9 protein-coding genes are annotated in these 11,942 nt (G+C 40.9%); 2 read left to right on the top strand and 7 right to left on the bottom strand.

The features are described 5' to 3' along the window. Nucleotides 1–103 precede the first annotated feature (103 nt). Nucleotides 104–697, top strand: a complete 594-nt coding sequence (locus tag AACX38_RS10510) for a lytic polysaccharide monooxygenase (RefSeq protein WP_099123074.1) — start codon at nt 104–106, stop codon at nt 695–697. Nucleotides 698–713: 16 nt separating this feature from the next. On the opposite strand, the gene AACX38_RS10505 is transcribed toward AACX38_RS10510, so the two are convergent. The 7 genes from AACX38_RS10505 to ubiG all read right to left on the bottom strand — a co-directional run bounded on the left by AACX38_RS10505 (nt 714) and on the right by ubiG (nt 8,957). Next, a complete protein-coding gene (locus AACX38_RS10505) occupies nt 714–1,172 on the bottom strand; it encodes a lysozyme (protein WP_228864219.1) in 459 nt (152 codons plus the stop codon). Nucleotides 1,173–1,826: 654 nt separating this feature from the next. After that, complete coding sequence (locus AACX38_RS10500) at nt 1,827–2,294, bottom strand: hypothetical protein (protein ID WP_339385673.1); 468 nt, start codon at nt 2,292–2,294, stop codon at nt 1,827–1,829. Nucleotides 2,295–3,014: 720 nt separating this feature from the next. Then, entirely contained in the window at nt 3,015–3,785 is a 771-nt protein-coding gene (locus tag AACX38_RS10495) for an N-acetylmuramoyl-L-alanine amidase (RefSeq protein WP_228864217.1), read from the bottom strand. A gap of 376 nt (nt 3,786–4,161) precedes the next feature. Further along, nucleotides 4,162–4,428, bottom strand: a complete 267-nt coding sequence (gene yfaE, locus AACX38_RS10490; protein ID WP_099108346.1) for a class I ribonucleotide reductase maintenance protein YfaE — start codon at nt 4,426–4,428, stop codon at nt 4,162–4,164. Nucleotide 4,429: 1 nt separating this feature from the next. Next, on the bottom strand, nt 4,430–5,560 hold the full coding sequence (gene nrdB / locus AACX38_RS10485) for a class Ia ribonucleoside-diphosphate reductase subunit beta (RefSeq protein ID WP_099108347.1): 1,131 nt from the start codon (nt 5,558–5,560) through the stop codon (nt 4,430–4,432). A gap of 12 nt (nt 5,561–5,572) precedes the next feature. Next, nucleotides 5,573–7,864, bottom strand: a complete 2,292-nt coding sequence (gene nrdA, locus AACX38_RS10480; protein WP_228858463.1) for a class 1a ribonucleoside-diphosphate reductase subunit alpha — start codon at nt 7,862–7,864, stop codon at nt 5,573–5,575. A 358-nt stretch (nt 7,865–8,222) separates the two neighbouring features. After that, entirely contained in the window at nt 8,223–8,957 is a 735-nt protein-coding gene (ubiG, locus tag AACX38_RS10475) for a bifunctional 2-polyprenyl-6-hydroxyphenol methylase/3-demethylubiquinol 3-O-methyltransferase UbiG (protein ID WP_228864216.1), read from the bottom strand. 209 nt (nt 8,958–9,166) lie between these two features. Here ubiG and gyrA point away from each other — a divergent pair, with 209 nt between their 5' ends. Then, entirely contained in the window at nt 9,167–11,809 is a 2,643-nt protein-coding gene (gene gyrA, locus AACX38_RS10470) for a DNA topoisomerase (ATP-hydrolyzing) subunit A (RefSeq protein WP_228864215.1), read from the top strand. Nucleotides 11,810–11,942 lie beyond the last annotated feature (133 nt).

Below are 11,942 nucleotides of genomic sequence, written 5' to 3'. Positions count from 1 at the left end.
GTATTACTGTATAAATCACATATATTTTATAATAGTGATTTAATATAACACATTAATAAATTTACTATTTTTACAGTCAAGAACGGAAAATAGGACTTTTATCATGAATATTAAAAAGCCATTATTGTTAGTAGGACTTACAGCTTTATTCTCTACTCCTCTATTTGCTAATGCTGAGTCTCAGAATCGCCATGGCTATATAGAAAACCCTCCAAGCAGAGCACTTCTGTGTAAAAAAGGAATCAATAAAAATTGTGGGCCTGTCATGTATGAACCCCAATCTGTTGAAGGCCCCAAAGGATTTCCTGAAGCAGGGCCACCTGATGGCCAGATAGCCAGTGCGGGTGTTGGACAATTCAAACAGCTCAATGAACAAAGCGAAGATCGTTGGCATCACGTTCCGGTTAATAAAGGACAAAATACATTTAAATGGCATTTAACTGCCCGACACAGTACGACATCATGGCAGTTTTTTATAACTAAACCTGACTGGGATCCGAATAAACCTCTTGCTCGCGCACAATTCGATCTTACGCCTTTCTGTTCACAGGAAGATCATGGAAAACGGCCAGAGCAGGAAGTGAATATTAGCTGTGAGGTTCCTGATCGCTCAGGCTACCACGTGATCCTTGGTGTCTGGACAATCGCTGATACATCCAATGCTTTCTATCAGGTCATTGATGCTGATATAAAATAGTTATCTGGGATATTAATTATGTGCTGGTGAAAGAGCCAGCACATGATAAAAACATTTTTTGTTCGGATTTTCGACGGGCCAGTAACGCGGGTAATTCGTGCCCACTGGCCTGATCCCATTTAAGAAATTCCTGCGCAGCACCTTGATAATTACCCCCATTCAATTTCTTCAGTAACGTTGAACGAAGAAAATTACCAATGCCCACATTAAAAATGAACGAACATAACGCATCGAATTGTTCCTGTGTTAAAGCTACCTTAACGAATCGTTGTAAAACGGCATAAATAGGGGTTAAATCTTCACGTAAAAATGCTTCTGCTTGTTGGCTGGTAATCACCTGACCGGGAACAACTCCTTTTGTATGTCCATAACCTATTGTCCAAGGCTCTGCGCCTGTCGCAGGGTCTGGATAAGCTTTTAGCCTCAACCCCTCATAGCTTTTTATTGCATTGATACCATTTTCACTGATTTCCATAAGCGCTCTCCAATAGTTGAACTCACTATCAGGTTAAAACTTATTCTTTTGGATAAAGTATAGACAGATTAAAAAGTTATACGCATATGTCACAGTACAAATGGTGATAAATCAACAGGTTATAGTTACACAACCAACCAATTAAAACTTTAATTTCAATTGGTTACATGAAGTTACAAAAATATTTTAAATTTTAAAAAAATAATTTAATAAATACCTTGACTCTTTTCTGTTTGTGCATAAAATGCCACTCAGAATTTAGATTTTCGTGAAGTAAATCACAATTTATAAACTCTGAAAGGAAACCATCATGAAATCTGTAAAATCTTTCTTCTCCAATGTACATTGTGTTGTTATTCGTCTGTCAACAAAACGTTTCATGTAAAAAACTATGCCAATGCTGAAAAAATAAGCCAGTTAAAATAAAAAACTGGCTTTTTATCATTCAATTCTCAAAATAGTCTGACTGATTCTCTAAAATGTACTAATCACAATGTGGTCTATCACATTAGATGGAAAGGCATGATTCAGATGAATGGTTATGAGGAGCGGTAGCATGAAGAATTATTCAGTAGTTCGTAATGTTTCATAATAAAAATCCATTAACAACATAGGCTAATTTAACTCAATAACCTGATTTCTTTGGGTTAAATTTCATTCAGTATTACTCATTTTTTTGACACAGTACTCTAAAGAGAGAATATAAGCCCCTTTTAGGCTAGGAATATTTATTTTAGAAATAAAAAACTCATTTTTACCCGGTTTAAAATACCCCAATCCATAATCTTTCCCACCATATATTAAAGTGTTTTCACCTATCTCTAAGAGATCTTTTTTATTTAAGATGCCAAATTTAGTGATAAGGGTTAATTTAGGGCTGACAAATTCTTGAGGTTTTATTTCATGAATAATAAAACTCGCATTTTTATAAGAAACTGTAGCTGTATCCTGATTTGCAGAAAAAAAATACATCCCGCCACTTCTGAGAGTAGCATCATTCAATTCCTTATTTATTTTGCACAAATATTCTCCATCATAAGGTGATTTTGCTTCAGCGGTATTATATATAGCTGTAACTACTCCTACCGTCATAACAATCACAACTAACCGTACTCCCATCATAGGCTCCTGACAATCTTCGTAATGGTATATACTCGTCGTCTTATAAGTTGCCTCGTTTTCTGGCCGCACCCTACCTCTGATGCCTATCGTTATAAACGTAAAACCATAAACGCATAGTCATTTGTCTATGCTCCAGAAAATTTATTCTATTGCTACCACAATACAGTTTAAGATATTTTCAGCATAAAACACTTTATATAATCCATGGATTAAAAAAATCCATAAAGAAAACATTAAGATTAGATTAGCATTTACCAAAGAGCAAGGATGAAACAAAAAAGCATAACAATATATGCGATTAAAACAATAAATTTCACCTAAAATAGATATTACCTATAATTTATATTAATAATGGCATAGAGTTTTAAAAAGTCACAATTTTAATTATTTGCTATTATTATCAATAAGTTAATCTATATAAAAAAGATATAAATGGAATTATATTCAGTGAAGATTAGAATTGTACCCTGGCAGTAAAGGAAAAATCAGCTAAGCCAATGGCTAATTTTTGGTGAGATTTTGATACATCTCTGGTCACCATATTTTATAAATAAGATGACCGATTGAGGAGGTGTAGTCCAAAAGAGACAGCTTAAAAGATAAAGAGTGTAATTCGTTCTTATAGTTTGCCAAAACTGTATTTAATACAAACAAACACTAAGATAAGACATTAATGAAAATTTCATAAGATCATATCACGAATAATTGTTCTATTATTTTCTAAGCTTTGTGAAAATACTTTTCAACTAAAGCATATATAATTGCGATAGTTTCTATATCAGAAATTCCATCATAATTTGACTGGCGAAAGTGCATTTGAAATGCTTTAATTAAACTTTTAAAACCGTCATTATCATTCAAATCAGGAACAGCATATCCATACTGGTCAAATTTTTCCAAAATGTCGGCTCTATCAGGAAAAGATTTGCTAAACTCTTTAATATATTTTTGTTTTACCTCTTCGTCATACCACGCTCCTACTCCTGCCTCATATAACTCTTTCCAGGGAAACGCAGGGCCTGGATCACTTTTCCTACCCACAGCAATATCAGAATGCCCGATAACATGAGTCGGGGTAATATCCGGATATCGCTGTAGTATATTAACGACTAACTCCTTGATCGCATTAATCTGATCTGGATGATAGGGTGGAAAAGTTATAACACCACAATTATCGCTGGCCTCATTAATAATTTCTATGCCAATAGATGTATCATTCAGGTTATTTCGCCCTGACCAACTACTCATTCCCGCGTGCCAGGCTCTTTCTGGCTCATCAACCAGATTAAATATACGAATACTGTCAAATCCAGCTGCTTTATATGTTGGGTCATCAGGGTTAGGCACTAAATAATGCGCACTGACTCCTTCACCCGTTAATGCCTCAATAGATTTTTCGAAATTTAATGCAGTGTAATGCATCACTAAAAAACGGGGACGTCGATTAAAACTTTTGATTGAACGGTATGAGTTATAATCAATTTTATACATAGATATGCTCCTTACCTTTTACTTATCTTATCGGTTAAGTTTTTTTAAATAAAACACTCCGCCAAAAACAGCAGAGAATTAAATCCTAATCAATTAAAATCACATAAAATATCTATAATCACTGAATTAACTAAAATTATCTTTCTGGCACTGTCAATATTCAGTAAGGATTGAATAGTATTTATAAAGATAAGGGAATTAATAACAATAAGCAATGCAGAAGAAAAGGAAACAACGAGAAAAAAGTAAGCATATCGATTCATATCTCTAATATACTTACTATTAATAATGATTTTAATATTGGACAGCAGTAAAAATTTACAATTTCTTTGCCTTATTTACTATCTACCGGAAAGAAAATTGCCGTCAATATCAATCAAGGCTCAATTTCAATATCAGAAAGGGGATAACAGCTACAAGGTAAAATCTCGCCCTCATTAACAAATGCTAATGGCTTACAAGGATACCCTACCTTCCCTTTTAGCAATCGAACACGACAAGAACCACAATATCCTTCACGACATTGATATTCAATCTGTACTTTGCCTTGTTCTAAAGCTTCCAACAGATTACTGTGAAGACGGGAAGAGTAATAGACAGATAATCCCTGCCTCAAAGGCAGGGTAACTTTGTAATCAGCCATATCAGAGTTCGAAACCGCTGAGATCCTCAGTATTGACTTCCGAATCAATCTGACCAACCAAATAAGAGCTGACTTCGACTTCCTGTGGAGCCACCTGAACATTGTCAGAAACCAACCACGAATTGATCCAAGGAATCGGGTTTGAGCGAATTTCAAATGGTAGCTTCAAGCCTACAGCCTGCATGCGAATATTAGTAATATATTCAACATACTGACTCAGAATGTCTTTATTCAGACCAATCATCGAGCCATCTTTAAACAGATACTCTGCCCATTCTTTTTCCTGTTCAGCTGCCTGTACAAACAGGTCATAACACTGCTGTTCACACTCTTGTGCAATTTCTGCCATTTCAGGATCATCCTGACCAGAGCGCAGCAGGTTCAGCATGTGTTGAGTGCCTGTTAAATGCAGGGCTTCATCACGAGCGATCAATTTGATGATTTTTGCATTGCCTTCCATCAATTCACGTTCAGCAAACGCAAATGAACAAGCAAAGCTGACATAGAAACGAATCGCTTCCAGCGCATTAACACTCATCAAGCATAAATAAAGCTGTTTTTTCAGTGCGCGCAAACTCACTGTGATTTCCTGACCCGCAACATTGTATGTACCCTCACCCAACTGGTGATAGTAATTGGTCATTTCAATCAGATCGTCGTAATACTTCGAAATATCTTGCGCTCGTTTCAGGATCTGCTCATTTGTAACAATATCGTCAAATATAACAGCAGGATCATTCACGATATTACGGATAATATGTGTGTAAGAACGCGAATGAATTGTTTCTGAAAACGACCATGTTTCAACCCACGTTTCTAATTCTGGGATTGAAATCAGCGGCAGGAACGCTACGTTCGGGCTACGGCCCTGAATAGAATCCAGCAACGTCTGATATTTCAGGTTACTAATAAAAATATGTTTTTCATGATCCGGCAGCGCGTTGTAATCGATGCGATCACGGGAAACATCAACTTCCTCAGGACGCCAGAAAAACGAGAGCTGTTTTTCAATCAGCTTTTCAAAAATAGGGTACTTCTGTTGATCATAACGTGCTACATTCACAGGTTGGCCGAAAAACATCGGCTCCTGTAACTGATCATTCTTTACTTGCGAAAAAGTAGTATAGGACATAGTTTCCTCAGATTAAATCTTACACGCGCCGCCTTCACAATCGGAATCAGCAGATTCGACAACTTCTTCCAAATCATCCTGAGCATCTTCCGCACCATCTCGGGTGTTGTGGTAATACAGAGTCTTCACGCCATATTTGTAAGCGAGCAGTAAATCTTTCAGCAATTGGTTCATCGGAACTTTGCCGTTAGGGAAACGCGCTGGGTCATAGTTAGTGTTGGCAGAAATAGACTGATCGATAAATTTCTGCATGATCCCTACCAATTGCAGATAACCGTCAATGCTTGGCATTTGCCACAGCAATTCATAAGACCTTTTCAGACGATCATATTCCGGTACAACCTGGCGCAGAATGCCATCTTTTGATGCCTTAATGCTGACGTAACCTCTTGGTGGTTCAATACCATTCGTTGCATTGGAAATCTGTGAAGAAGTTTCCGATGGCATCAGCGCTGATAAAGTTGAGTTACGCAGACCATATTGCAGGATATCGCTACGCAGAGCTTCCCAATCCATATGCAATGGTTCATTGGTCAATGTATCCAGCGATTTTTTATAGGTATCAATCGGCAGAATGCCCCGTGAATACGTTGTTTCACCGAACCACGGACATGCTCCCTGCTCTTTAGCCAGCTTATTGGAAGCTTTCAGCAAATAATACTGAATAGCTTCAAATGTTTTATGCGTCAAACCATTCGCACTGCCATCAGAATAACGAACACCGTTTTTCGCCAGATAATAAGCAAAGTTAATGACACCAATACCCAGTGTACGACGCCCCATTGAACCCTGTTTAGCCGCAACAATCGGATAATCCTGATAGTCCAGCAAGGAATCCAGTGCGCGAACAGCCAAATCTGCCAGCTCTTCCAGCTCGCTCAGATTCTCAATGGCTCCAAGGTTGAACGCAGACAACGTACATAATGCGATCTCACCATTTTCATCGTTAATGTTATCCAACGGTTTGGTCGGCAGAGCAATTTCCAGACACAGATTCGACTGACGAACAGGCGCAATAGCCGGATCAAACGGACTGTGTGTATTACAGTGGTCAACGTTCTGAATATAAATACGGCCGGTTGAAGCACGTTCCTGCATCATCAAAGAGAACAGCTCTACTGCCTTGATACGCTCTTTACGGATATTGCTGTCATTTTCATATTGCGTATACAGGCGTTCGAATTCATCCTGATCAGCAAAGAAAGCATCATATAACCCCGGTACATCGGACGGGCTGAACAGAGTAATGTCTTGCCCTTTGATCAAGCGCTCATACATCAGCTTGTTGATCTGCACACCATAGTCCATATGACGAACACGGTTTCCTTCAACACCACGGTTGTTTTTCAGCACCAACAGGCTTTCTACTTCCAGATGCCACATTGGGTAGAACAATGTTGCCGCACCACCACGAACACCCCCCTGAGAACAGGATTTCACTGCTGTCTGGAAGTGCTTGTAGAATGGAATACAGCCAGTATGGAAAGCCTCACCACCGCGGATCGGGCTGCCCAATGCACGGATACGGCCTGCATTCACCCCAATACCTGCACGCTGGGATACATATTTCACAATCGCACTGGATGTTGCATTGATAGAATCAAGGCTGTCACCACATTCAATCAGAACACAGGAGCTGAACTGACGGGTTGGAGTACGAACTCCCGCCATAATCGGCGTTGGCAATGAAATTTTAAAAGTAGAAACCGCATCGTAAAAACGGCGGATATAATCCAGACGTGTTTCCTTCGGATAGGTGGAAAACAAGCATGCAGCTACCAGTACATACAAGAACTGGGCACTTTCATAAATTTCACCGGTAACACGGTTCTGTACCAGATATTTGCCTTCGAGCTGTTTAACAGCTGCGTAGGAAAAATCCATATCACGCAGATGGCTAATAAAACTGTCCATTTGCTCGAATTCTTCTTTGGAGTAGTCTTCCAGCAAATGTTTGTCATACTTACCTAAATCGACCATACGTACAACGTGGTCATATAACGCTGGCGGCTCAAATTGACCATAAGCCTTTTTGCGTAGGTTAAAAATGGCTAAACGCGCTGCCAGATACTGGTAATCCGGAGCATCACCTGAAATCAGGTCAGCAGCAGCCTTAATCATGGTTTCATGGATATCGGATGTTTTAATACCGTCATAAAATTGAATCTGGGAACGCAACTCTACTTGTGATACTGAGACATTTTTCAGCCCTTCGGCAGCCCAGGCAACAACCCGGTGAATTTTATCAAGATCAATTTGTTCTTTATGCCCATCACGCTTGGTTACTAGCAGACTCTGGTTCATGAGGAAATACACCTTCTTTTTCGTATCTCGCCTTGAATTGTTTTTCCTGTCCGTTGACAGCACGATGCCCCCAAGAAGACTGAAAGCCAGTTGGGAACTAGTAGCAGTGAAACGTCCAGAAACACAATATATAGGGGGTAAATAAAACTGTAATAACAAGATAATGTTAATTTCGCATTTTATCAAGTGTACAAGATCGGGAAGTTTTGTGGATAACTTGAGGATTAATTTTGTCAAAAAGCCGATAACCTGCGTAGTTACTTGATGTTACTTTCGCAAACCTATCGGCAGAAACTCAAAAATAAAAACTTAAAAAAAGTATCTATTTGTTGTTTTATTAATCCTTTAATTGTTCTTGTTAAGCGGATTGGGTATGAAGCATGTAATTCACATCCACATTGTGTCCAAGACGAAATTTATCTGTTAACGGATTGTAATGAAGACCAATAATATGTTGATCTTTCAGGGAGGTTTTATCCAGCCAGCCAATTAGCTCCGAAGGGCGGATAAATTTCTTCGCATCATGTGTTCCTTTTGGCACCATGTTCAAAATATATTCAGCGCCGATAACAGCGATTAGCCACGCTTTTCGATTACGGTTAATGGTGGAAAAAAACACATGGCCACCAGGTTTAACCAGTTTGGCACAAGCGCGAATAGCCGACCCCGGATCGGGGACGTGCTCCAGCATTTCCATGCAAGTAACGACATCATAGGTGTGCGGATGCTGTTCAGCATGACTTTCCACAGTTTCCTGCACATAAGTCACCGACATACCGGATTCCAATGCATGCAACCGGGCAACCTGCAATGGTTCAAAACCCATGTCCAGACCGGTCACATCAGCCCCTTCACGAGCCATACTCTCTGACAGTATTCCTCCACCACATCCGACATCCAGTACTTTTTTACCAAAAAGCCCTTCGGCTCGTTGCAGGATATAGTTCAAGCGTAATGGATTAATACGGTGTAATGGCTTAAATTCGCCATCAAGGTCCCACCATCGGGAAGCAACTGCTTCAAATTTTTCGATTTCCTGTTGATCCACGTTGGCATGTGATTGAGTGTGTGAATCGGGGGTTTTAGCGTTCATCAGCAATATCGCTCCTAGGAACTGCTTCACAGAAAACTGGTTCACAGAAAACTGATTCACAGAAAATGTAACAGTATTATGGGGATGTGTGATAAGAAACTATTATACACACCTTAATCTTGAAATACCCGCATCTGATTTTTATAAAACTGTCAATTTGTGGTATAATTCTAAGCCTTTGAATTCGGAGTATGAGGGACAGTGGCTCCATGAGCGACATTGCCAGAGAAATCACCCCGGTCAATATCGAAGAAGAGCTGAAAAGCTCATATCTGGATTATGCGATGTCCGTTATTGTTGGACGCGCACTGCCAGATGTTCGAGACGGACTGAAGCCCGTACATCGCCGTGTACTTTTTGCGATGAATGTACTGGGAAATGATTGGAATAAACCCTATAAAAAATCTGCCCGCGTTGTTGGGGATGTGATCGGTAAATACCATCCACACGGCGACACCGCTGTTTACGACACGATCGTTCGTCTGGCACAGCCATTCTCCATGCGTTATATGCTGGTTGACGGTCAGGGGAACTTTGGGTCAGTTGACGGCGACTCTGCGGCTGCGATGCGTTATACCGAAGTACGCATGTCAAAAATAGCCCATGAATTGCTGGCAGACCTGGAAAAAGAGACCGTCGATTTTGTGCCTAACTATGATGGCACTGAGCAAATTCCCGATGTAATGCCAACCCGTATCCCCAATCTACTGGTGAATGGTTCATCAGGGATTGCGGTCGGCATGGCAACTAACATTCCGCCTCATAACCTGTCTGAGGTGATCGATGGCTGTCTGGCATATATTGATGATGAAAATATCAGTATTGAAGGCCTGATGGAATATATCCCGGGGCCTGATTTCCCGACAGCAGCCATTATTAATGGTCGTCGTGGCATTCAGGAAGCCTACCGTACCGGTCGCGGTAAAGTTTATATCCGTGCCCGCGCAGAAGTTGAAACTGACGAGAAAAATGGCCGCGAAACCATTATCGTCAATGAAATCCCTTATCAGGTAAACAAAGCGCGCCTGATTGAGAAAATCGCTGAACTGGTTAAAGATAAGCGGATCGAAGGGATTAGTGCGTTACGTGACGAATCCGATAAAGATGGTATGCGCATCGTTATCGAAGTAAAACGTGATGCGGTCGGTGAAGTTGTTCTGAATAATCTGTACTCTCTTACCCAGTTGCAGGTTTCATTCGGTATCAACATGGTTGCTCTGCATCAGGGTCAACCTAAGCTGCTTAATCTGAAAGAAATTCTTTCTGCATTTGTCAGCCACCGTCGGGAAGTTGTCACCCGAAGAACAATTTTTGAACTACGCAAAGCCCGTGATCGTGCTCATATCCTTGAAGCACTGGCTATTGCGCTGGCAAATATCGATCCGGTTATCGAATTGATCCGCCGTGCTCCTACTCCTGCTGAAGCGAAAGCAAACCTCATTTCTCAGGCATGGGAATTAGGTAATGTTGCAGCCATGCTGGCTCAGGCCGGTGACGATGCAGCGCGCCCTGAGTGGCTGGAACCAGAATTTGGTATTCGTGACGGCAAGTACTATCTGACCGAACAACAGGCTCAGGCTATTTTGGATCTGCGTTTGCAGAAACTAACCGGTCTGGAGCACGAAAAGCTGCTTGATGAATACCGCGAGCTGCTGATAGTTATCGCTGAACTGATGTTTATTCTGGAAAGCCCTGAGCGTCTGCTGGAAGTAATCCGGGAAGAGTTACTTGCCATCAAAGAGCAGTATAACGATAAACGTCGTACTGAACTGACTGAAAACTCAGCAGATATCAACATTGAAGACCTGATCAATCAGGAAGATGTTGTCGTCACACTTTCCCATCAGGGATATGTGAAATACCAGCCTCTGTCTGATTATGAAGCCCAGCGCCGTGGTGGTAAGGGTAAATCCGCAGCACGCATCAAAGAAGAAGATTTCATTGAACGTCTGCTGGTAGCCAATACTCACGATACAATTCTTTGCTTCTCTAACAAAGGCAAAATGTACTGGCTCAAAGTCTATCAACTGCCAGAAGCAAGTCGCGGTGCCCGTGGCCGGCCAATCGTCAACCTGTTGCCATTAGGTCAGGACGAACGCATTACCGCTATTCTGCCGGTACGTGAATATGAAGAAGGTCTGAATATCTTCATGGCAACTGCAAGCGGCGTTGTTAAGAAGACTAAGCTCAGCGAATTCAGCCGTCCGCGTAGCGCCGGTATTATCGCCGTTAATCTGAATGAAGGCGATGAACTGATCGGTGTTGACCTCACTGATGGCAGTAATGAAGTCATGCTGTTCTCTGCACAGGGTAAAGTAGTTCGCTTCCTTGAAGAAGAGGAAGAAACGCTGGAAGATGGTACGGTTCGCGTGAAAGGCGTCCGTGCAATGGGACGTACAGCAACCGGAGTCCGGGGTATTAAACTGGCTGAAGGAGATAAAGTCGTTTCTCTGATTATTCCTCGCGGAGAAGGACAGATCCTGACGGTGACAGAAAACGGTTATGGAAAACGAACCGCAGAGAAAGAATACCCAACCAAATCCCGTGCAACTCAGGGCGTTATCTCGATCAAGGTTAGTGAACGTAACGGTAATGTGATTGGGGCAATTCAGGTTGAACCAACCGATCAAATCATGATGATTACTGATGCAGGAACATTGGTGCGCACCAGAGTATCTGAAGTCAGCACCGTCGGTCGTAATACTCAAGGGGTTACCTTGATTCGCACGGCAGAAGATGAAAAAGTGGTTGGCTTGCAGCGTGTAGCTGAACCTGATGATGATGAAGACGAAGACGGTAATATAGTCACGCCTTCTGATGAAGAAGGTAATGGAGCAGAAAATCAGGAATAACATCCTCTTTTTCTGAACCACTGATACATTAAAAAAAGCAGGTATAAAAAATACCTGCTTTTTTATGTGATTTTTTTTAGTACCAAATGCTACTTTGTATTCCCTGCTACACTAGTATATGCTGTTAACAGTT

Origin of the sequence: Xenorhabdus sp. PB30.3 (assembly GCF_963895965.1) — a bacterium.
Taxonomy (GTDB): domain Bacteria; phylum Pseudomonadota; class Gammaproteobacteria; order Enterobacterales; family Enterobacteriaceae; genus Xenorhabdus; species Xenorhabdus stockiae.
This window is presented reverse-complemented; position numbering and strand designations above follow the sequence as displayed.

Coding starts and splice junctions, on each gene's coding strand:
- AACX38_RS10510 (WP_099123074.1), top strand. CDS start 104: ATGAATATTAAAAAGCCATTATTGTTAGTAGGACTTACAGCTTTATTC.
- AACX38_RS10505 (WP_228864219.1), bottom strand. CDS start 1,172: ATGGAAATCAGTGAAAATGGTATCAATGCAATAAAAAGCTATGAGGGG.
- AACX38_RS10500 (WP_339385673.1), bottom strand. CDS start 2,294: ATGATGGGAGTACGGTTAGTTGTGATTGTTATGACGGTAGGAGTAGTT.
- AACX38_RS10495 (WP_228864217.1), bottom strand. CDS start 3,785: ATGTATAAAATTGATTATAACTCATACCGTTCAATCAAAAGTTTTAAT.
- yfaE (WP_099108346.1), bottom strand. CDS start 4,428: ATGGCTGATTACAAAGTTACCCTGCCTTTGAGGCAGGGATTATCTGTC.
- nrdB (WP_099108347.1), bottom strand. CDS start 5,560: ATGTCCTATACTACTTTTTCGCAAGTAAAGAATGATCAGTTACAGGAG.
- nrdA (WP_228858463.1), bottom strand. CDS start 7,864: ATGAACCAGAGTCTGCTAGTAACCAAGCGTGATGGGCATAAAGAACAA.
- ubiG (WP_228864216.1), bottom strand. CDS start 8,957: ATGAACGCTAAAACCCCCGATTCACACACTCAATCACATGCCAACGTG.
- gyrA (WP_228864215.1), top strand. CDS start 9,167: ATGAGCGACATTGCCAGAGAAATCACCCCGGTCAATATCGAAGAAGAG.